This is a genomic window from Micromonospora sp. NPDC049559 (assembly GCF_040676675.1).
Classification (GTDB): Bacteria; Actinomycetota; Actinomycetes; order Mycobacteriales; family Micromonosporaceae; genus JBFAPK01.
Window position 1 is genome coordinate 328,822 of the sequence record NZ_JBFAPK010000002.1, and the last position, 21,934, is coordinate 350,755.

Sequence of the window (21,934 nt, forward strand, 5' to 3'; positions counted from 1 at the left end):
CGGCTCCGCTCCCGTCCGGAACGGTCACGCCGCGCTCACGCCACCGCCCCACCGGCGGAGCGCGGCGGGCCCGACCGGGCCAGCGCCGACCGGCCCCGGTCCGCCAGCGCGGCCGTCCCGTCGTCGCCATGGTCGCCGGCCAGGGGTACGGACCGGATGCAGGTACGGCTTCGGCGAGTCCAGCTGGGAGGTGTCCGGCCGGTACGTGTAGGTGAGCAGTGGTACCGCACCGGCCGAGACCACGACCGAGCGGCCGAGGAGGTGCTCCACCCGCAGCACGGGGTTCATCTCGCGCCCGCTCACGCGGCGTCGATCTCGGCCTGCAGCTCGGCGATGAACGCCGTCGCCGCCTTCTCGGGCGCGGTCCGCCCGAAGAGCACCTGCTCGGTGTAGCGCTTGAGGATTCCCTCGATCCCGCTCGCGCCGTTCGGCGTCACCCGGGGCGCGGCGCCGACGGTGACGCTGTCGAGGAACTCGGCCGCCGCCCGGTCGGCGTCGGTGAGCTTCGGCGTGAGCGCGGTACGGATCTTCTTGTTCGCCGGTACGCCACGGTCGGTCAGCATGATGTCGGCCGCCTCCTGGCTGTTGGCGAGGAAGTCGACGAAGAGCGCCGCCTCCGCGGGGTGCTTGCTCCGGGCGGAGATCGACCAGTACATCGACGGCTTGTAGTAGGCGCCGGGCGACTTGGCCTGCGCCTCTCCCGGCAGCCTCAGCAGCCTGAGGTGGTTGCCGCTGGCCGCCGCGAGGGAGGGCAGCTGGGTGTTCCACCAGGTGCCGAGGGCCGAGGCGTTCGTGGCGGTACCGGACTGCGCCAGCCCGGCGCTGGCCCGCTCGATGGTCACCGACGGCGCGGGGGCCACGCCGGTGGTGGCGAGGTCGCGCAGGTACCGCCAGAAGTCGGCGAGGACCTCCGGCGGGATGGCGACGTTGCCCTTCTCGTCGTAGAGCGAGGCGCCCGCCTGCCGGGCCCAGACGTTGAGGCCGCCGCTGTCGAAGCCCCACGACTGCACGCCACTGACCTTGCCGCCGCTGGCCTTCGAGACCTGGGCGCCGACGGCCTTGAGGTCGTCCCAGCTCCAGGTGGCGTCGTCGGGGAGCGTCGCACCGTACCGCTGGAGCAGGTCGGTGTTGGCCACGAACGCGTAGGTGGCCAGGCCGGTGGGGAGCGCGTACTGCTTGCCGCCGACGACGCCGGTGTCCAGGGCGTTGCGGTCGAAGTCGCCCGTGTGCAGGTACCTGGTGGCCGTGCCGAGGTCGAGCAGGGCGCCCCGCTCCCCGTACGAGGCCAGGTACAGCTCGTCCATCTGGATGACGTCGGGCGCGTCGTTCGCCGCCACCGTGGTCGCGAGGCTGTCCCAGTAGCCGTTCCACTCCTTGAACTCGCCCTCGACGGTGATGTTCGGATGCGCCCGGTGGAACAGGTCGATCACCTGCTGGGTACGCCGGTGCCGGGCGTCCGATCCCCACCAGGTGAAGCGCAGGGTCACGGGCTTGTCGGACAGTTCCTGGTCGGCGCCGGGGCCGCTGCCGCCGCAGGCGGTGCTGGTGAGGGCGAACGCGACCGACAGGGCCAGGACGAGCGACCTCGCGGTACAGCGGACGAGTTGGGGGCGCATCGGAACTCCTTCCGGCGAGCTCACGCCAGCCGACCGCGGCCGGGAAAGCGTATTCCGCAGTCTCTATGGATCGTCGGGCCCGCGTCAAGGCGCGGCCGGGCGCCCCCTATGGTGGGCCGGATGACGAGCAGGACGTCGTTCGCGTTCGTCGGGTTCGGGTTCCGGGCCCGCACGATCTGGCGCCTCGCCGCGGAGCTGCCCGACGTGACCTGCGTCGGAGCCGTGGTCCGTACGCCGCGGGAGCTGCCGCTGCCGCGGTTCGCCTCGCTCGCCGACTGCCTCGCCTCGGCCCGGCCCGACTTCCTGGTGACCGCGCTGCCGGCCAGCGCCAACGCGGAGATCCTCGTCGAGGCGGTGGCGCACGGCGTGCCGGTACTGAGCGAGACCCCGCCCGCGCCCGACCTGGCCGGGCTGCGCCGGCTCTGGTCGGCGGTCGGCGCCGCCGGCCTGGTGCAGGTCGCCGAGCAGTACCTGCTGCTCCCCGCGCACGCGGCGCGCCTGGCCGCGGTCCGCTCCGGGATCATCGGTACGCCCACCCAGGTGCAGGTCTCCTCGACCCAGCTGTACCACGCGGTCTCGCTCATCCGGGGGCTGCTGGACGCCGGCCACGCCCCGGCCACCGTCCGCGCCACCCGTACCGTCGCACCGCTGGTCGACCCGCTGAACCGCGCTGGCTGGACGGACGACCCGGTACCGAGGCCGGCCAGCACGACGATCGCCACCCTCGACTTCGGCGGCGGCCGGTCCGGGCTCTACGACTTCACCGACAACCAGACCCGCAACCAGCTTCGGTTCCGGCGCATCCTGGTCCGGGGCAGCCACGGCGAGCTGCGCGACGACGAGATCACGCACCTGCCCGCGCCGCGCACGGTCCTGCGCTCGCCGCTGGTACGCCGGCAGATCGGCCACGACCTCGACCTCAACGGCTTCCACACCGAGACCATCAGCCTCGGCACCGAGGTGCTCTACCGCAACCCGTACCCGCAGCACCGCTGGAACGACGACGAGATCGCGACGGCCACGCTGCTGCAGGCGACGGCGGCCTGGGTACGCGGGGCGGGGCCGCCGCCGTATCCGCTGGCCGAGGGGGCGCAGGACCACCTGGTCGCGCTCGCCATCGAGGAGGCCGCCGACACCGACCGTACGGTGACCACGTCCACCGAGGACTGGTCCGGCCCGGCGCGGACCGGATCCAAGGGTTGACCGGGCCGGGCCGGTCAACCGCCGTAGGGGCGCGCGGCCCGACCGGCCCGCAGCGTCGACGCCCACCAGCCGAGCTGGTCGAGCAGGGTCTTGGCGGCGCCGTTCACCACCTCCAGGTCGAGCGGATTGCCGTCCGCGTCGAACCGCGAGTGTGCCAGGTGGAAACTGACGGTTTCGCGGATGGTGACGGTGTGCAGCTCGGCGAAGACGATACGCAGCTGCTCCACCGCCCGCAGGCCGCCGGAGATCCCGCCGTACGAGACGAAGCCGACCGGCTTCGCGTGCCATTCCGGATTGACCGAGTCGATCGCTATCTTGAGCGGCCCGGGATATCCATGGTTGTACTCGGGAGTGATCACAACAAACGCGTCGGCGGCCCCGATCCGTTCCGCGAACCCCCGCACGGCGGCGGACTCGTACCGGCCCCCGCTGACCGGCGTCGCCTGTCCGCGCGGAGGCAGCGGCGTGTCGGCGAGGTCGACGACGTCGAGCACCAGGTCGGCGCGCTGCCGGGCCCGGCCGATGAACCAGTCCGCGACTCTGGGACAGAACCGTCCTTCCCGGACGCTGCCCACGATGACGGCCAGTCGGTATTGGCCCTCCACCACGACGAATCCTCCTTGGGAACACGAACGCGTTTGCGAGGCCACGCTACGACCTGAACAATTGTTGAGGTCAATGGAGGCGGATCGGCACGGGCGGGTGAGCATGGGCGGGTTGGGCCCGGAGGAGTCGGAGTTGACGGTCGGACAACTCGCCGCGCGCAGCGGGGTGAGCGTCTCGGCACTGCACTTCTACGAGCGGCAGAAGCTCATCTCCAGCACCCGGACCCTGGGCAACCAGCGGCGGTACCGGCGGGACACGCTGCGCAGGGTGGCGTTGATCAGGATCGCCCAGCGGGTCGGCATTCCCCTGGCACAGGTGGCCGAGGCGCTGGCCGAACTGCCCGCCGGCCGTCCACCGACCCGCGAGGACTGGGAGCGCCTCGGCCGGCGGTGGCAGGAGGAACTCGACGAACGGATCCGGCTGCTGCACCAGATCCGCGACGAGTTCGCCGACTGCGTGGGCTGTGGCTGCCTCTCCATCGACCGCTGCGTGCTGGCCAACCCCGACGACGTGCTCGGCACGCGCGGGCCGGGGCCGCAGCGCCTCGTCGCCACCCCGCGCGGCCGGTCCTAGGCGGCCTCGCGGTCGCGTCGCCCCGCGGTCGGTCACGGCACGGTCGTCGGCTCCGCGGCGGCGGTCTCCGGCTCCCGGCGCTTCTGCAGCAGCAGGGCGAGGAGCAGGACGGTGAGCAGCGCCAGCACGGCCATCGCCCAGAGCATGATCCGCAGCCCCTCGGTGAGACCAGGATCGAAGAACCGCCCGCCGGTCAGGCTCGCCAGCACCGCACCAAAGATCGCGATCACCACCGTCTCGCTCGCGAGCCGGGCGGTGTTGAACATCCCCGCCGCCGTTCCCGCCCGGCGGGCGTCTACGCTGCCGATCGCCAGCCCGTCGATGAGCCCGGTGGAGATGCCCATCCCCGCGCCAATGGTGAGCAGTGGTCCGGCCAGACCGAACCGGGTGATGCCCGGTTCGATCACGGTGAGCCAGGCGGCGCCGAGCCCGACCAGCACCACCGAGGTGACCACGATCGCCGCCGGCGGCGCCCACCTGGCGAGCACCCCGCTCAGCAGCGGCAGGACGAGGGTCGGCCCGGTGAGCAACAGCAGCGTCGCCCCGGCTTGGCCGGCGCTCATGCCGAGCACGTTGGTGAAGTACGCCGGCAGGTAGATCAGCAGCGGGATCAGGACGCAGACGACGATCGCCGCGGCGGCCGAGAATCCGACGAAGCGCCGGCTGGCGAGCAGCGTCAGGTCGAACATGGGGCGGGGCTGACGCCGTTCGACCACGGTGAAGACCAGCAGTAGCAGGGGCGAGGCGACGAACGCGCCGGCCACGATCGGGCTGGTCCAGCCCAACGCGGGCCCCTGGACGAACGCGAAGATCAGCAACAGCAGGGCGAGGCTGAACGTCACCGTACCCGCCCAGTCCACCTGAGGGCGGCCGGACTCACGCGATTCCGGCAACGCCGGCACGAGGCTCAGCACCACCACCGCCACCCCGGCCGGCACGCCGAACGCGGCGCGCCAGCCGAACGCGTCGACCAGTACGCCGGCGACCGTCGGGCCGAAGGCGAGACCGGCGCCGAGCGCCGTGCCGAAGAGCCCGAAGACCCGCGCCCGGGCCGGACCCTCGAACGAGGCCGCCAGCAGGGCCGCTCCGCTCGCGGCAGCGGCGGCGCCGCCGACCCCGGCGAGCGCCCGCAGCACGTCGAGCAGCACGATGTTGGTTGCCGCCGCGCTGAGCAGCCCGGTCACCGCGAAGGAGGCCACGCCGCAGGCGTACACCCGGCGGCGCCCGAACAGGTCCGCGAGCGATCCGCAGGCCAGCATGAAGCTGGCGAAGGTGGCGTTGTAGCCGGTCACCACCCACTGCACGGCGGCGAGGTTCGCCTTGAGGTCGGTGGTGATGTCCGGCAGTGCGACCGACGCGCCGGTCAGCGTGACCGGCAGCGAGACGCTCGACAGCAGGACGGCCGCGAGCGCGATCCAGCGATTCCTCCGCACGGTCCCTCCTCCGCACCGACCTGGTCGGCACCTACCCCTCCGGCCCTGACCGCCCCAGTCTTCAACCCGAACAATTGTTGAGGTCAAGCCGCGACCGAGGAGACGACGAAGCGGCCCGCCCACGCCAGGCTCGGCCGGGCGCCCGGCGGTACGGCGACCGTCGCTCTTGACGTCCGTGAATGGAAACCCCTAGCGTCTCAGGCCAGTGAAACGATTCATAGGGGGTCGGATGAGCCTCGACGTACGCCCGACGAACCCGCCCCCGGTACTCGTGCTCGACCAGATCAGGAAGTCGTTCGGTGCCATCGCGGCGCTGCGCGGCGTACGCCTGGAGCTGCACCCCGGCGAGGCGCACGCCCTGGTCGGCGAGAACGGCGCGGGCAAGTCCACCCTCGTCAAGATCCTCGCCGGCGCGCACCTTCCCGACTCCGGCCGGATGACCCTCGACGGGAGGCCGCTGCTGCCGCGCGGCCCCGCCGACGCCCGGGCCGCCGGGATCGCCGTCATCCACCAGGAGCCGACGCTCTTTCCGGACCTGTCGGTCGCGGAGAACATCTTCATGGGCCGGCAACCACTGCGCGGCCTTCGTCGCATCGACACCCGGGCGATGCGCGACGCGGCCGAGCGGCTCTTCGAGCGCCTGGGCGTACGGATCGACCCCGACCGTCCCGCCCGCGGGCTCTCCATCGCCGACCAGCAGCTCGTCGAGATCGCCAAGGCGCTGTCGTTCGACGCCCAGATCCTGGTCATGGACGAACCGACCGCCGCGCTCTCCGGCGTCGAGGCGGAACGGCTCTTCGGGGTGGTCCGGTCGCTCTGCGAGCGCGGCGCGGCGGTGCTGTTCATCTCGCACCGCTTCGACGAGGTCTTCGCGCTGTGCCACCGGCTGACCGTGCTGCGCGACGGCGCCTGGGTCTCCACCGATCGGACGGCCGACCTCACCGTCGACGAGGTGGTACGCCGGATGGTCGGGCGGGACGTCGACTCGCGCTATCCGAAGCGGACCGCCACGGCGGGCGAGACCCTGCTGGAGGTGCGCGGACTGGCCCGCGCCGGCGTCTTCTCCGACGTCTCGTTCGCCGTACGGGCCGGCGAGGTCGTCGCCCTCGCCGGGCTGGTCGGGGCCGGGCGCAGCGAGGTGGCCCGCGCGGTCTTCGGCGTGGACCGCTACGACGCCGGCGAGGTACGCGTCGCGGGGCGGCCCCTGCCGCCGGGCAACCCGCGCCGGGCGATCGCCGCCGGCCTGGCGCTCGTCCCCGAGGACCGCCGCCAGCAGGGCCTGGTCATGGAGTTGTCGGTGGAGCGCAACGCCACCCTGGTCCGTCGCCGGGCCCTGAGTCGGCTGGGCCTGCTCCTCGGCGGCGCGGAGCGGGCCGAGGCCCGCCGCTGGACCGACCGGCTGCGGGTCAAGGCCGCCCGGCTCGCCGCCCCGGTGGCCACCCTCTCCGGCGGCAACCAGCAGAAGGTCGTCCTCGCCAAGTGGCTCGCCACCCGGCCACGGGTCCTGATCGTCGACGAGCCGACGCGCGGCATCGACATCGGCACCAAGGCCGAGGTGCACCGGCTGCTCGCCGAACTGGCCGGCGGCGGGCTCGCCGTACTGATGATCAGCAGTGAGCTGCCGGAGGTGCTCGGCATGGCCGACCGGGTCCTGGTCATGCACGAGGGCCGCCTGGTCCGCGAACTGTCCCGGGCCGAGGCCGACGAGACCGCCGTGATGTTCGCCGCGACGGGTCGGGGGGCGACGGTATGAGCGTCACCGACACGGGCGCCCCGCGGCGCGGCGCCGACGCTCCGCCGGCCGCCGCCGCGCCCCGCCGCCGGAGCCTCGCCGAACGCCTGCTCGCCGTCCGCGAGCTGGGCCTGCTGCTCGCCCTCGGTGCGCTGGTCGGCGTCACCACGCTGCGCAACGACCGCTTCCTCGGCAGTCAGAGCGTCAAGGACCTGCTCCTGGGCTGCGCGATCCTGGTGATCCTGGCGGTCGGCCAGACCCTGGTCATCGTCACCCGCAACGTCGACCTCTCGGTCGGGTCGGTCCTGGGGCTGGTCGCCTTCGCCACCGGTTCGCTCTTCCTCGCCGCACCCGGCACGCCCTGGCCGGTCGCGCTCGTCGCCGGTGTCGCGCTCGGCGCGGTCTGCGGCCTGGTCAACGGCGGCCTGATCGCGCTCGCCCGGGTCCCGGCGCTGGTCATCACCCTCGGTACGCTCTACGGCTTCCGCGGCGTCGACTACTACTGGGCCGCCGGCCGGCAGATCAACGCCGCCGACATGCCCCGCTCCTTCCTGCGCCTGGGCAACCAGACCGTGCTGGGTGTCCCCCTGCTCTTCCTGGTCGCCCTGGCCGTGGTCGCCGCCACCGGCTTCTACCTGCGCTCGTACCGCAGCGGCCGGGAGCTGTACGCGATCGGCTCCGAGCCGAGCGCCGCCCGGCTGGCCGGCATACCGGTCGGCCGGCGGGTCCTCGCCGTCTTCGTCGCCAGCGGCGCGCTCGCCGGCCTCGCCGGCGTGCTCTACGCCGCCCGCTTCGGCACGCTGGACGCGGCCGCCGGTACCGGCCTGGAGCTGCAGGTCGTCGCCGCCGCGGTGGTCGGCGGCGTGGCGATCTTCGGCGGCAGCGGCAGCGTCTACGGCGCGGCGCTCGGCGCCGTCCTGCTCACCACGATCGGCAGCTCGCTGGCCGTCCTGCGGATCGACCCGTTCTGGCAGCAGGCCGTGGTCGGCGCGCTCATCCTCGCCGCGATCGGCCTGGACCGGGTGCTGTTCCTGCGGAAGGCGGCCCGGCTGCGAGGGAGGAGCTCCCATGGCACGTGACACCGCCGCACCCCCGTCCGCCGCAACTGCGGGCGCGGACCCCGGCGCCGGGTCACGGGGCGCGCTCGGCGGCTGGGACGCCGCGGTCCTGGCCGGGCTGGCGGTGGCGGCGCTGCTGGCCAGCCTGTCGGTACCGAACTTCGCCACCGGCCGCAACGTGCAGTTCCTCCTGCTCGACCTGGTGCCGCTGGCCCTGCTGGCGCTGCCCATGACGTTGATCGTCATCACCGGGGAGATCGACCTCTCGGTGGCCAGCATGGTCGGCCTCGGCAGCACCCTGATGGGGCAGCTCTGGCTCTCCAGCGGCCTGTCGCTGGAGCTGATCTGCGTGCTGGTCGTGCTGCTGGGCGCCGGGCTCGGCGCGGTCAACGGCCTGTTCGTCACCGGCTTCGGCCTGCCCTCGCTGGCGGTGACCATCGGTACCCTCGCCCTCTACCGGGGACTCTCCTTCGTGGTGCTCGGCGACCGGGCCGTGGCCGACTTCCCGGCCGGCTGGACCGCCGCCGTGGTACGGACGCTGCCCGGTACGCCGATCCCCGTGGCGGCCGTGCCGGTCCTTGCGCTGGCGCTGGTCTTCGGCGTCGTCCTGCACGCCACGCCGGTCGGGCGGGCCCTCTACGCGATCGGCAACAACGCCGAGGCGGCCGGCTTCGCCGGGGTGCCGGTGGCCCGGACCAGGTTCTGGCTCTTCGTCGCCTCCGGGGCCGTCTGCGGGCTGGCCGGCGTCTTCTGGACCCTGCGCTACGCCAGCGCCCGGGGGGACAACGCGACCGGGCTGGAACTGACCGTGGTGACCGCCGTGCTGCTCGGCGGCGTCTCCATCTTCGGCGGGCGGGGCGGACTGCTCGGCGTGGTCGCCGGCGTGCTGCTCCTCGGGGTCCTGCGCAACGCGCTACAGCTCGCCGACGTCGACGCCAACGCGTCGACCATCGTCACGGGCACCCTGCTCGTCGCCTCCGTGGTCCTGCCCAACGCGGTCACGGAGGTCCGCGCCCGGCTGCGCCGCCGGCGGCGGCACGCGGGGCTCACCGACGGGTGACCGGAACCGCACACCACACCCCCGGAAGGACACCGATGTCAACTTCCAGCCGACTCCGCCTCGGAGCCACCGCCCTGACCCTGGCCAGCCTCGTCCTCGCCGCCGCCGCGTGCGGCGGCACCACCCGGGAGAACTCCGGCGACAGCGGCGGCGGCGCGCCGGTCGGCGGCGCCGCCGACCCGGACGCCCCGCTCCGGTCGGGCCTGAAGATCGCCTTCTTGCCCAAGCAGGTGAACAACCCGTACTTCACCACCGCCGACAACGGCGGCAAGGACGCGGTCACCGAGGTCAGGGGCGAGTTCAAGGAGGTCGGCCCGTCCGAGGCCAGCGCCTCCTCCCAGGTCAGCTACATCAACACCCTCTCCCAGCAGGGCATGGACGTCATCGTCACCTCGGCGAACGACCCGAACGCCATCTGCGGCGCGCTGACCCAGGCGAAGGCCGCCGGCGCGAAGATCGTCACCTTCGACTCGGACACGAAGCCCGAGTGCCGGCAGGTCTTCGTCAACCAGGTCACCGCCCAGGGCATCGCCGAGAACCAGGTCAAGCTCATCGCCGGGCAGATCGGCGGCGCCGGCGAGATCGCCATCCTCTCCGCGACCGCGAACGCCACCAACCAGAACACCTGGATCGGGCTGATGAAGGAGGAGCTGAAGAAGCCCGAGTACGCCCGGATCAAGCTGGTCACGGTGGCGTACGGCAACGACGACGACCAGAAGTCCTTCCAGGAGACCCAGGGGCTGCTCCAGGCGTACCCGGACCTGAAGGGCATCGTCTCGCCGACCACGGTCGGGGTCGCGGCGGCGGCCCGCTACCTCAGCGGCTCGCAGTACAAGGGCAGGGTCAAGCTGACCGGGCTGGGCACCCCGAACCAGATGCGCGAGTACGTCAAGGACGGCACGGTCGACGCGTTCGCCCTGTGGAACCCGGCCGACCTCGGCTACCTCGCCGCGTACGCCGGCGCGGCGCTCGCCTCGGGCCAGATCAGCGGCGCCGAGGGCGAGAAGTTCAAGGCCGGCAAGCTCGGCGAGTTCACCGTCGGCAAGGACGGGACGGTCGTGCTCGGCCCGCCCACCGTCTTCGACAAGACCAACATCGACCAGTTCCAGTTCTGACCGCCGCCCGGCCGGTGTCGGCGGCGCACCGGCACCGGCCGGGCGGGCACGCTCCCCAGGTGCCGGCACCGGTCGGGCGCGCACGTTTCGGGTGCCACCCGGGCCGGCGTCACGACTGGACGCGCGACCACTGCTGGTTGGTACCGCCGCCGCAGGCGTACTGCTGGATGTCGGCGCCGTCCCCGGTGCCGGCGTTCACCACGTCGAGGCACTTGCCGCTGTGGCGGGCCCGCAGCTGGAAGTAGCTCCCGGTGGCCACCCACTGCCACTGCTGGTTCTGGCCGCCGCCGCAGGCGTACTGGATGATGTTCGCGCCGTCGGCGGTCGAGCCGGACGCGACGTCGAGACACTTGCCGCTGTTCTGGTTGACCAGGCGGACGTAGCCGGCGCCGGCGTCCTGGAACTCCCACCGCTGGTTCCCGCCGCCGTTCCAGGCGTACTGCTTGACCTCGGCGTTGTCGCCCGTCGAGTTGCCCACCACGTCCATCACCCGGCCGCTGTGCCGGGCGACGACCCGGTGGTAGCTGGGGGCGTTGCCGGTCACGGTTCCGGCGGCGGCGTCGATGGTGATCGACGGGTACCAGGTCAGGCTCATGCTGGTGCTGGACGGAAAGGTGATCGGCAGCCAGACGTACTGCGAGTCGTTGACCGGCCCGCCCCAGGCGCCCGCCCACCGGTCGCCCAGGTAGAGGTAGCTGGTGGTGGAGCCGCCCTGGATCGGGAGCACGTACGTCGGCTGGGAGCCGAAGGTGGTCGAGTCGCCCACGTTGGTCCAGCCGGTCCAGGGGCCGGAGATGCTCGGCGCGGTGGCGTACCTGGCCTGGTTCGGGCTCCAGCCGGTCGCGCCCGAGGTGAGCAGGAAGTAGGTGGCACCGCGCTTGAACATGGCGGGCGCCTCGCGGTGGGCGTCGTTCCAGAAGTTGCCGACGAGGCCGGCCACGTTGAGGTAGTCCGGGGTGAGCCGGTAGATGTGCAGGTCGTAGTTCTCGTCGGCGGCCGAGATCAGGTACCCGGTGCCGTTGTCGTTGTAGAGGGTCAGGTCCCGGGACATGTACTGCCCGAGCGGCCGAAAGCTGCCGTGGTAGGTGTAGCTGCCGTCCACGGTGGCCGACGAGGCGACGGCCGCCCGCGCCTCGCCGTAGTCCGACCCGTTCTCCTTGTGCATCCACAGCACGTACCGGCCGGTGCTGGCGTTGTAGATCACCTTCGGCCGCTCAATGTTGGCGACCTGCAGCTCGGCGGCCGAGGACTGGGTGAGGACGTTGTTGCGGAACTCCCAGTTGCGCAGGTCGGTGGAGCGGTAGACGGAGACCGCCCGGAAGGTGTTGTTCGCGTTGCGGTTCTCGCCGAACCAGTAGTAGTAGTCACCGACCTTGAGGATGCCGCCGCCGTGGGCGTGCAGCGGATTGCCGGCGGTGTCGGTGAACCGGGTGCCGTTGGTGATGCTCACCGGTGCCGCCCCGGCGGTCGCCGCCCCGACGGTGACGGCGGCGACGCCGGCCGCCGCCGCCACGACGAGCGCCACGATGGCCGGCAGGAGCCCCCGCCTACCCTTCACGTCGCACCTTCCCAGCAGATTGAAGGTTGTCTATAGAGACTTCATAGCCGACTCCGGACCACGGCGCCAGACTTCGACGCGTATCGTTCCGAGGAACTGAAGATCAAGAAACTCCGTCCGAAGGGAGAGCACCCGTGCGCCGTCCCCTGCTGGCGCTCGCGCTGACGATCGGTACGGTCCTCGGCACCGCGACGCCCGCCGCCACGTCCACCGTCGTCGTCGGCAGCGGATCGATCAGGATCCTCTTCCTCCGCCCGACCCTCGACCCGGTCCCCGACGCCGACCTCGCCACCCCGGACCCGGGCAGGTCCGGGCCGCAGTTCACGAAGTACCAGACCACCGGGCTGCGAGACGAGATCGACGCCCTGGTCCAGGCGAGCGCGCCCGGATCGACGCTCTACGCCTCGCTGTACACCTTCACCGACCAGGCGATCACCGACCATCTGCTTGCCGCGCACGCCCGAGGGGTGCAGGTCCGCCTGCTCGTCGAGGCCTGTACTGACGGCGACCCCGCGGCGTGCCACCAGTCCGCCCAGGTCGACGCGCTCATCGGCGGCCTGCCCGCGTGGTCGTCCGGCGCGACCGGCTCGTGGGTCAAGCGCTGCTTCGCCTCGTGCGCGGGCGGGGGCGTCGGCATCGACCACAACAAGTTCTGGGTGTTCAGCCGGCTCACCGACGGTCGTACCGACGTCACGCTGGTCGGGTCGAACAACCCGACCAAGCCGCAGCAGCAGATGTTCCAGAACCTCGTCGAGGTCTCCGGCAACGCCGCCCTCGCGAGCGCGTACCGCGACTACGTACACCGGAAGCTCGCGGTGACCGGCGGCGGCAAGGTCTACGAGACCGGGCACGTGGACGCCGGCCCGTTCCGGCTCTGGTTCTCGCCGCGCGACTCCCCCAGCAGCGCCGAGGACAGCGAGATCAGCAGCAGCTTCAATCCGCAGAGCACCCGTCACGACGTCTTCGCCGCCGCCATCGACGACCTGCGGTGCTCGGCGACGGGCACGGACGACGTGATCCGGCTGGCGATGTGGTCCTTCCGGGAGGCCCGGCCCGAGGTCGTCGACGCGCTCGGCGACAAGCTCGCCGCCGGCTGCACGGTCCAGGTGGCCACCGGCGAGCACGAGGACGCGATGGACGAGCTGGCCGGGCGCGGCATCGAGGTCTACGCGATGGACCCGGGCGGCTGCCGCCAGTCCTTCTTCGCGGTCGGCTCCGGCGCCAACGCGGAATGCTCCGACGGCAACGTCCACTCGAAGTACGTGCTGGTGCAGGGCGTGTCGGGCAAGGACGGCCGGACCCACCGGTACGTGTACACCGGCTCGCACAATCTCACCAACGGCGCGCTCAAGAAGAACGACGAGACGCTCCTGCGGATCGACGACGCGACCGTCTACGACGGCTACGCCGCCGACTTCACCGCCATCACCGACGCCGCCGTGCGGATCGCCCCGTCGCGTTACCCCGACGCCACCTTCACCACGGCGAACCAGGTGGCCACCGGGGACCAGCACGAGCCGGCCGTCGCCGCGCGCCGCGACGCCGCGGGCCAGCACGTCAGCGTGGTCGCCTTCAGCTCCGGCTCGACGAGCGGCACCGGCAACGAGATCCGGCTGGGCCGCTTCGTCGACGGCGTGCGCCAGTCCGACGTCGTGGTGCGGACCGGCGGCAGCACGAACTGGAACTACCGCAGCCCCGACGTCGGCCTCGCGGGCAACGGCGACGCGGTGGTCGTCTGGGCCGACGACGGCAACGGCAACGGCGGCTACGAGATCCGCTCCCGCCGCGTCCGCCCGGACGGGACGATGACCGCGGTCGTCAACGTCAACTCGGAGGACGGCGGTGACCAGCGCGAACCGTCGGTCGCGGTACTTCCCGACGGCCGCTTCGGCGTCGCGTGGCAGGACACCTCGCCGACCGGGACGAGTTCCATCCGGTACGCCTCGTTCGGCGCCACCGACGCGCGGCTCTCCCCGGTCACGGGGGGCTACGACGTGCCGGTACAGGCGGTGGCCGGCGGCACGTACCGCAGGCCGGACCTCGCGCTCGGCGGCCCGGAGACCGCGGTGGTCGCCTGGGAGGACGACGAGGACGGCAACGGCGGCTACAGCATCCGGGCGCGGACCGGCACCCTCGCCGGAGCCTTCGGCGCCGTCGTCGCGGTGCACAGCGGCGCGCTCTCCGACGGCCAGCAACTCGAACCGTCGGTCGCGATCGGCCCGTCGGGGACCTGGTACGCCGCCTGGACCGACGCCTACGCCGGGCGGATGGGCGCCGACGGCAACCCGCAGTCGCTGATCTACATCCGCGGCTTCACCGGGACGAGCGCCGGGTTCGCCGCCCGCCCGGTCAGCGGCCCGATCCACCGCTGGACGACCGACGCGGCCGGCTCGTATACGGTCACCAGCCAGACCGCGTACCAGTCGGACCGCGTCGGCCGCCAGTCGCACCCAGACCTGGCCGTGGACGGCGCCGGCAACGCCGTGGTGACGTGGCAGGAGACCGGCCAGGCGACCGGGCTCACCAGCGCCAGCAGCGGCACCGAGGTCTGGGCCCGGGGCATCGGCACGAACGGCGGGACGGACAACCTCTTCCCCGAGTACCGGCTGAGCGTCTTCACCGCCAACCGGCAGGACGCCCCGGCGATCGGCGTCGACCAGGGCGGCTATCTCACGGTCAGCTACGTCGACGACTGGGACGGCAACGGCGGTACCCAGCTCAAGCTCCGGTACGGCCTGCGCAACTGCGCGCAGACCTGCTGAGCGCGGAGCAGCGCCGACGCCGTCGGCGAGACCCGGGCCCACGGCCGGCGGTACGCGCCGGCGCGGGCCCGCGTCGGGCGGCCCTCGGCGGGACCGCCCGCCCGCACCGCCCCTACCGGGTCGAGCCGCTGGGGCGCCGCAGCCGCAGGGCGTTCCAGGAGACCCGGGGCAGGACGGCCGTGACGCCGGCCTCGTCGACGGCGACGTCCGCGAGGGGGCGCGGGGTGACCCGGTCGGGGGCCTCGCGGGTGTTGGTGGCGTCCAGGTCGTCGTCGGTGAGCGTCCACGCCTCGGCCACCTCCAGCCCGCCGCCGAACCGCGACAGGTCGGCGGCGAGCCGCACCGGCCGGTGCTGGTCCCGGTTCACCGCGAAGAGCACCACGTCGCCGGTGGCGGCGTCGTGCGTGGCGACGGCGTCGACCACCCGCACCTCGCCGTACCGGGCCGTCTCGTAGGTCGGCGAGTCCAGCGGCGTGGCCAGCACGTCGCCCCGGGCGAGCGCCGCGGTACGGGCGAACGGGTGGAAGATCGTCTGCCGCCAGGCGGGACCGCCGGGCTCGGTACGGATCGGCGCGATCACGTTGACGAGCTGCGCCTGGCAGGCCGCGGTCACCCGGTCGCTGTGCCGCAGCAGCGAGATCAGCAGGTTGCCCACCACGACCGCGTCGACCACGTTGTACTCGTCCTCGATCAGCGGCGGCGCCACGCGCCAGTCCGTCTCCGGCGGTCGCTGCTGGAAGCGGGAGAGGTACCAGACGTTCCACTCGTCGAAGGAGATCTTGATCTTCTTCGTGCTGCGCAGGCGAGCGCCCACGCCGTCGGCCGTGGCCGCGACGTTCCCGATGAAGCGGTCCATGTCGACGGCGCTGGCCAGGAAGGAGCCGCGGTCGCCGTCGAGCTCCTCGTAGTAGGCGTGGCAGGAGATGTAGTCGACGACGTCGTAGGTCTGCTCCAGGACCGTCGCCTCCCAGTCGCCGAAGGTCGGCATCGACGAGCTGGAGCTGCCGCAGACCACCAGCTCCAGGCCGGGCTCGGCCGCCCGCAGGGCACGCGCGGTGGTCGCGGCGAGCAGGCCGTACTCCCGGGCCGGCCGGTGGCCGATCTGCCAGGGCCCGTCCATCTCGTTGCCGAGGCACCACAGCCGGATCCCGTACGGCTCCGGGGCGCCGTTGGTCCGCCGCAGCTCGGACAGGTACGTCCCGCCGGCGTGGTTGGCGTACTCGTGCACGTCCAACGCCTCCTGCACGCCGCGCGTACCGAGGTTCACCGCGTACATGATCTCGACGTCGGCCTTGGCGGCCCAGCGGGCGAACTCGTCGATGCCGACCTCGTTGGTCTCGACGCTGTGCCACGCCAGCTCGCGGCGGCGCGGCCGGCGCGCGACCGGGCCGATGCCGTCCTCCCACCGGTACGCCGAAACGAAGTTGCCGCCGGGATACCGCACCACCGTGACGCCCAGCTCCCGGGTCAGCGCCAGCACGTCGGTACGGAAACCGTCCTCGTCCGCGTGCGGATGTCCCGGCTCGTAGATGCCGGTGTAGACGGCGCGGCCCAGGTGCTCGACGAACGAGCCGAAGGTGCGGCGGCTGACCGGGGCGACGACGGCGGCGGGGTCCAGTACGACGGATGCCGTGAGCATGTCTCTCCTGTCGGGTCGATCGACGCGGGAAAATCGTCGGGCGCGGGCGGCCCACGACGGCGCGGGCCGGTCGGCGCGGGCGATCCCACGGTGAGGGGGGCTGGTCGGGCGCGGGCGATCACCACGATATCGGGGCGTCGGCGCGGGCGGAGCCGCGCGAGCACCGAGATCGCCATCAGCGCGCCGGAGTCCTGAGCGGCACCTCGGCGGCGCGGTGGGATGCCTTGACAAAAACGCCTGGTCATCCATAGCCTTCAAATTCTTGTATCGTTTCATCCCACCCATCGCCCGCCGGTTCCCCAGCTCCGCCGGGATTCCACCCGACCCCGATCGCCCGCCGGCTTCGCGAGGTCCACACCGGCCACCCGGTCCACGGGCCCCGTCTTTGGTCGCGTCCCCGCGCCGGCGTCCGGGCCGGCGACCGGGGCCGCAGAGGTTCGGAGGCCATCGCTGTGAACCGCACCCGTCACCCGCTGGCCGCGACCCCCGCGCTGGTCGCGGCCGCCACCGCGGCACTGGTCGCGCTCACCGCCCCGGCGCCCGCCGCCGCGACCCGGCCGGCACCCGCCAACAGGACCGAACCGGCGCGCGCGGACGGCCGGCCGCCCGCCGCCCGGTTGGAGAAGCTCGATCGCGGGCTGGTCGCCGCCGCCACGGGCGACGGCGTCTTCCTCAGCTGGCGGCTGCTGGGCCACGAGATCACCGGGGCCGGCCCGGACGGCATGACCGGCGCCGACTTCCACGTCTACCGGGACGGGACCCGGATCGCGACCGTCACCGACAGCACCAACTACCTCGACCGGCAGGGCACCCCCGGCGCGCGGTACCGGGTCGCGGCCGTCGTCGGCGGGCGCGCGGTGGACCTCAGCCCGGCCGTCTCGCCGTGGTCCGGCGCCCACCACACGCTGCCGCTGCGCCGCCCGGCCGACGGGGTCACCCCGGCCGGCGAGGCGTACACGTACTCGGCCAACGACATCAGCGTGGGCGACGTCGACGGTGACGGCGCCTACGAGTACTTCGTCAAGTGGGACCCCTCGAACTCCAAGGACGTCTCCCAGGTCGGCTACACCGGCCCGGTGTACCTCGACGCCTACCGGATCGACGGCACCCTGCTCTACCGGGTCGACCTCGGCGTCAACATCCGGGCCGGGGCGCACTACACGCAGTTCCTCGTCTACGACTTCGACGGCGACGGCCGCGCCGAGCTGATGCTCAAGACCGCGCCCGGCACGCGGGTCGTCAGCTACGACCGGCACGGCGACGTCGCCGGCGAGCGGTACGTCACGATGCCGCCCGCGGACCTGCGCGCCGGCTACTCGCACCGCGACGACTACCGGCTCAGCGCCGACGGCTACCGCGAGCACCTGATCGGAATGTTCCGCGACTGGCACGCCCACCCCGAGGTGGTGGCCGGGCGGTGGCCCGCGACCCTGGAGCAGGCGTTCGGCATCCCGCCGGCCTACCGGTACCCGCTCTCGCGCGCGGACGCCGAGGCGCTCGTCGACTACTTCGTCGACGTCTACGCCCCGGCCCGCAGCAGCCGGAACAACCTGCGGGCCTTCGCGGGCTTCATCGTCGACGGGCCCGAGTACCTCAGCGTCCTCGGCGGCACCACCGGCAGGGAACTGGCGACCACCCGGTACAGGCCGGGCCGGTACGACGACGGGTTGATGTGGGGCGACTACGCGATGCCGCGCATCGAGCCCGGCAACCGCGTCGACCGGTTCCTGGCCACCGTGGCGTACCTGGACGGCACCCGCCCGTCGGCAGTCTTCGCGCGCGGCTACTACACCCGCAGCACGCTGGTCGCCTACCGCTGGGACGGGCGCCGCCTCGCCGAGCAGTGGTACGTGGACAGCGGCTGGGTGCCGATGAGCAACCCGTTCAACGACAGCCCGCACGGCCGGAACGGCACCGACCCGGAGTTCGGAACGATCACCACCCAGGGGGCGCACTCGCTGAGCGTGGCCGACGTGGACGGCGACGGGAAACAGGAGATCGTCTACGGCGCCGCCACCATCGACCACGACGGCACGCTGCTCAACAGCGCCTTCGCGGTGGCACCGCCGCAGAGCGGCGCACCGGGGCAGTACGTCCGGCTCGGCCACGGCGACGCGCTGCACGTCGCCGACATCGACCCGCGACGTCCCGGCCTGGAGACGTACATGGTGCACGAGGGCGCCACCTCGGCCCCGTACGGACACGCGCTGCGCGACGCCGCGACCAACGACGTACTCTTCGGCGGCTACACCGGGGTGGACACCGGTCGCGGCATGGTCGGCGACATCCTCCCCGAGCAGCCGGGGCTGGAGGTCTGGGCGTCGAACGGGGTGGGGCTCTGGAGCGCGGACGGCCGACCGCTCGGCTCCGCCACCCCCGGCACCAACATGAGCATCCGGTGGGCGGCCGACCTGACGACGCAGATCGTCGACGGCGCCGGGGAGGCCACCCCGACGATCGAGGACTGGCGGCGGGGCCGGCTGCTCACGGCCGACGGCACCCGCACCAACAACGGTACGAAGGGCAACCCGGGCCTGGTCGCCGACGTCCTCGGCGACTGGCGCGAGGAGTTGCTGCTCCGGACCGCGGACAGCGGTGCGCTACGGATCTACCTCAGCACCGAGGTGACCGACCACAAGCTCTACACGCTCATGCACGACGCCCGGTACCGGGCCGAGGTCGCCCGGCAGCAGACCACCTACAACCAGCCCTCGTACCCGAGCTTCTACCTCGGCTCGGACGTCGACTGGTCCCGGGTGCCGGTACCCGGCGGCCGGACGCCGCGACACTAGCGCCGGCATCGGGCACCGGACGGAAGGAGAGGGATGCGACGCGTCTGCTTCGTGCTGCGGGTACGACCCGACCGGCTGGCCGAGTACCGCGAGCGACACACCGCGGTCTGGCCGGAGATGCTGCGCGCCCTGCGCGACGCCGGCTGGCACGACTACAGCCTGCACCTGCGCGAGGACGGGCTCCTGGTGGGATACTTCCGTACCGAGGACCTCGCGGAGTCGCTGGCGGCGATGGAGCGTACCGAGGTCAACGCGCGCTGGCAGGAGTCGATGGCGCCGTTCTTCGTGGGGCTCGACGGGCGCCGCCCCGACCAGGGTTTCCAGGTCCTCGACGAGATCTTCGACCTCGACACCCAGCTCACCGCCGCCGAGTCGGCCGAGGAGGGAGCCTGAGCCCACGCGCCGGCCGGCCACCCGGTGGGGCGGCCGGCCAGCGGCGTCGACTCACATGCCGTTCGGCAGGTAGAAGTGCGGTGCGCCGTTGACGTCGCGGCACACGATCACCAGGGACGAACCGTTGACGTTGCGGTACGAGAAGAGCGTCGGGTCGGTGGAGACCACGTCGTCGCCCTGCACCGTCTTGGTCCAGTTGCCCCAGGTGTTGCTGCCCGTCGCGATCTCCGTCACCTGGTAGAGCTGGTTGTCCGTACCACGCACCACCACCGTGATCCGGCCGCTGGTCTCGTCGATCGTCGCGCTCGGCGCGCCCGCCGCCGGCGGGGCCGGCTGGTCCGGGTTGGTCGTGCCGATTGACTGCCACCCCGCCGGCCAGACCCCGCTGATGTCCTGCGTCTTCGACACGATCGCGCCGGTGGATCCGCGGGCGAAGACCTGCAGCTGGTAGCCCGGACGGGACACCACGGCGGGGGTACCGGCCAGGCCGGTGCCGCCCAGGTCGGCCCAGGCCGACACCGACTGGTCGTCGTAGAACTCCACCGACTGCACCGCGCCCCGGGCGTCCATCCCGAACACCCGCAGACCGTCCTGCACCCGCACCACGGTCAGCGCGGCGGTCAGGTCGTGGTCGCCCAGGTCGCGCCAGTACGGCACCGCGCCGGCCTGCGCGTACGCCCACAACTTCCCGTCGACGTCGACCGCGAACTGCACGATCGCGCCGTCGCCCAGCTTCTGCGCCACCGGCGCGGAGGCCATCGAGCCGCCCAGGTTGGTCCAGGCGTTCCAGCCCGCCGTGCCGGCGGTGGTCTGCGTGTCCGACCAGATGTTGCTGTCCCGGAACTGCGCCGAGACCTGGATCCGCCCGTCGCTGAACCCGGTCAGGGCCGGCGGCCCGGAGAACCGCTCACCGCCGGAGATGACCGTCCACTGCACCGAGGCGAAACTGTCCAGATTCTTCTGCTCGCCCCAACGGACGTTGCCACCGTTGTCCACGTACCCGTAGTGGAGCTCGCCGTACGCCGCACCGGTCAACGGGGCGGCCTGGAGCACGGTTATCGGCGTGTTCTGTGCCACCGGCACCGCCGGCAGCGGGTCCGCGTACCAGCCCTGCAGATCGACGATCACGTGCGCGGCGGCCGAGCTGCCGTTGCGGATCCGGATCTTCCCGTCGACACCGGGCTTGACCACGAGGGCGTTGTCCCGCCAGATGTCGGCCTTGAAGTCCAGCACCGACAGCGCCGGTTCCGCCTCGCCCGCCGGCCACGCCTTCAGGTAGCCCGCCGCGTCCGGGGTGACCACGATGTTCAGCGCCGCGCCGGCGACACCCCGGGTCGGCAGTCCGTTTGTGCCGGCCACCTGCACGTCCAGGGTGCCGTTGGCCGGCACCGGCAGACCCGCACCCACCGTACGGGTGTTGATCAGCCGGGCGGCGACCTGACGCAGCCCCGCCCCCTGCGACGGGCTGGCGGAGAAGTAGCCCTCGACGTTGACCACCACGTCGACGGCGGCGGTGCCCTTGTTGGTGATGGTCACCTGCCCGTTGGCGGCCAGGGCCAGCGCCGCGCCGGACTGGGTCGAGCCGGTCTCGTAGTTGATCAGCGGGTGGGAGCTGCCGCCGGCCGGGCCGACCGAGAGCCAGCCCGCCGCGGTGGCGCCCGGCACGATCACGTTCACCATCGCCGCCGCCGAACCCGCCGGCACGAGGCTGCCGGTGATCGTCACGGTACGGCTGGCACCCGACGCGATCTTTCCCGTCGACGTACCGAGCCCGCTGCGGGTATCGACCAGACGGGTGTGGGTGACCGGTACGAAACCGCCGCCCGTGCTGCCCTGGGCCGACTTGAAGTAGCCCTGCGCCTCGACCACGATGTCGGTGTTGCCGCTGTTGTTGTAGACCGCGACCTTCCCGTTGGCGCCGACCTTGACCACCGCGATGTTCGAGATCTGCTCGCCGACACCGGCCGAGAGCATCGTCAGGTTGGGTCGGGTCGTCCCGTCCGGGAAGAGCTCCAGGAACGTCTTCGCGGTCGGCTTCAGCGCCGCCACCCGCACCAGCACCGACCCCACGCCAGAGGTCGGGATCCCGCCGGCGCCGAGCACCGGGAAGACCGTCGTGCTCGCCGCGCCCCGCACGCCCTTCGTACCGCCGGTGCCGCTCCGGGTGTCGAGCAGCACCGCCGAGCCGGCGATCGGCACGAAGTCACCGCCCCCGCCGGCCGCGTCGGCCCGCGCCGGAGCGGTGTGCGTCACCGCCCCGGCCGGTACGAGCAGCGCGAGCAGCGCCACCATGGCGGCCGACCGGAATCCGGCCCGGCCGAGTCTCCCTGTTATCCGCACCTGTTCTCCTTGCGTGTCAGAGGATTCGCTTTCCGAAAGAGCCGTGGAGGGCCC

General features: G+C 72.5%; 16 protein-coding genes. 9 read left to right on the forward strand and 7 right to left on the reverse strand.

What is annotated here, in order from left to right; genetic code table 11:
* Window positions 1-24: 24 nt before the first annotated feature.
* The gene (locus AB0J86_RS04500; protein ID WP_363852434.1) at window positions 25-303 is read right to left on the reverse strand and encodes a DUF6807 family protein; all 279 of its coding nucleotides are present in this window, start codon (window positions 301-303) and stop codon (window positions 25-27) included.
* On the reverse strand, window positions 300-1,616 hold the full coding sequence (locus tag AB0J86_RS04505) for an extracellular solute-binding protein (RefSeq protein WP_363852438.1): 1,317 nt from the start codon (window positions 1,614-1,616) through the stop codon (window positions 300-302). Before AB0J86_RS04505 ends, AB0J86_RS04500 begins: the two co-directional genes overlap by 4 nt.
* A gap of 120 nt (window positions 1,617-1,736) precedes the next feature.
* Between AB0J86_RS04505 and AB0J86_RS04510 the strand changes: the two genes are divergently transcribed.
* Window positions 1,737-2,819, forward strand: coding sequence for a Gfo/Idh/MocA family oxidoreductase (locus tag AB0J86_RS04510; RefSeq protein ID WP_363852441.1), 1,083 nt, complete (start codon window positions 1,737-1,739; stop codon window positions 2,817-2,819).
* A 14-nt stretch (window positions 2,820-2,833) separates the two neighbouring features.
* Here AB0J86_RS04510 and AB0J86_RS04515 read toward each other — a convergent pair whose 3' ends face one another.
* Complete coding sequence (locus AB0J86_RS04515; RefSeq protein ID WP_363852444.1) at window positions 2,834-3,427, reverse strand: NAD(P)H-dependent oxidoreductase; 594 nt, start codon at window positions 3,425-3,427, stop codon at window positions 2,834-2,836.
* 70 nt (window positions 3,428-3,497) lie between these two features.
* On the opposite strand from AB0J86_RS04515, the gene soxR reads away from it, so the two are divergent.
* The gene (gene soxR, locus AB0J86_RS04520; protein WP_363852446.1) at window positions 3,498-3,998 is read left to right on the forward strand and encodes a redox-sensitive transcriptional activator SoxR; all 501 of its coding nucleotides are present in this window, start codon (window positions 3,498-3,500) and stop codon (window positions 3,996-3,998) included.
* 32 nt (window positions 3,999-4,030) lie between these two features.
* On the opposite strand, the gene AB0J86_RS04525 is transcribed toward soxR, so the two are convergent.
* Window positions 4,031-5,431, reverse strand: a complete 1,401-nt coding sequence (locus tag AB0J86_RS04525; RefSeq protein ID WP_363852449.1) for an MFS transporter — start codon at window positions 5,429-5,431, stop codon at window positions 4,031-4,033.
* 229 nt (window positions 5,432-5,660) lie between these two features.
* On the opposite strand from AB0J86_RS04525, the gene AB0J86_RS04530 reads away from it, so the two are divergent.
* From AB0J86_RS04530 to rhaS, 4 genes are read left to right on the forward strand one after another with little or no spacing between them, the layout of a single operon-like run.
* Window positions 5,661-7,184, forward strand: a complete 1,524-nt coding sequence (locus tag AB0J86_RS04530) for a sugar ABC transporter ATP-binding protein (protein WP_363852452.1) — start codon at window positions 5,661-5,663, stop codon at window positions 7,182-7,184.
* Window positions 7,181-8,242, forward strand: a complete 1,062-nt coding sequence (locus tag AB0J86_RS04535; RefSeq protein ID WP_363852454.1) for an ABC transporter permease — start codon at window positions 7,181-7,183, stop codon at window positions 8,240-8,242. Before AB0J86_RS04530 ends, AB0J86_RS04535 begins: the two co-directional genes overlap by 4 nt.
* The gene (locus AB0J86_RS04540; RefSeq protein WP_363852457.1) at window positions 8,232-9,281 is read left to right on the forward strand and encodes an ABC transporter permease; all 1,050 of its coding nucleotides are present in this window, start codon (window positions 8,232-8,234) and stop codon (window positions 9,279-9,281) included. The genes AB0J86_RS04535 and AB0J86_RS04540 overlap by 11 nt, the downstream gene beginning before the upstream one ends.
* Window positions 9,282-9,316: 35 nt before the next feature.
* Window positions 9,317-10,396, forward strand: coding sequence for a rhamnose ABC transporter substrate-binding protein (gene rhaS, locus AB0J86_RS04545; RefSeq protein ID WP_363852460.1), 1,080 nt, complete (start codon window positions 9,317-9,319; stop codon window positions 10,394-10,396).
* A gap of 109 nt (window positions 10,397-10,505) precedes the next feature.
* Here the strand turns inward: rhaS and AB0J86_RS04550 are convergent, their stop codons facing one another.
* A complete protein-coding gene (locus AB0J86_RS04550; protein WP_363852462.1) occupies window positions 10,506-11,954 on the reverse strand; it encodes an RICIN domain-containing protein in 1,449 nt (482 codons plus the stop codon).
* A 134-nt stretch (window positions 11,955-12,088) separates the two neighbouring features.
* On the opposite strand from AB0J86_RS04550, the gene AB0J86_RS04555 reads away from it, so the two are divergent.
* A complete protein-coding gene (locus AB0J86_RS04555) occupies window positions 12,089-14,716 on the forward strand; it encodes a phospholipase D-like domain-containing protein (RefSeq protein WP_363852465.1) in 2,628 nt (875 codons plus the stop codon).
* A gap of 112 nt (window positions 14,717-14,828) precedes the next feature.
* On the opposite strand, the gene AB0J86_RS04560 is transcribed toward AB0J86_RS04555, so the two are convergent.
* Window positions 14,829-16,355, reverse strand: a complete 1,527-nt coding sequence (locus AB0J86_RS04560) for an alpha-N-arabinofuranosidase (RefSeq protein ID WP_363852468.1) — start codon at window positions 16,353-16,355, stop codon at window positions 14,829-14,831.
* Window positions 16,356-16,807: 452 nt separating this feature from the next.
* Between AB0J86_RS04560 and AB0J86_RS04565 the strand changes: the two genes are divergently transcribed.
* Both AB0J86_RS04565 and AB0J86_RS04570 read left to right on the forward strand, forming a co-directional pair.
* Window positions 16,808-19,147 carry a rhamnogalacturonan lyase gene (locus tag AB0J86_RS04565; RefSeq protein ID WP_363852470.1) on the forward strand — a complete coding sequence of 780 codons (2,340 nt, stop codon included), beginning with the start codon at window positions 16,808-16,810 and terminating at the stop codon, window positions 19,145-19,147.
* 33 nt (window positions 19,148-19,180) lie between these two features.
* A complete protein-coding gene (locus tag AB0J86_RS04570) occupies window positions 19,181-19,540 on the forward strand; it encodes an L-rhamnose mutarotase (RefSeq protein ID WP_363852473.1) in 360 nt (119 codons plus the stop codon).
* A gap of 51 nt (window positions 19,541-19,591) precedes the next feature.
* Here the strand turns inward: AB0J86_RS04570 and AB0J86_RS04575 are convergent, their stop codons facing one another.
* Entirely contained in the window at window positions 19,592-21,880 is a 2,289-nt protein-coding gene (locus tag AB0J86_RS04575) for a hypothetical protein (protein ID WP_363852476.1), read from the reverse strand.
* Window positions 21,881-21,934: the final 54 nt, after the last annotated feature.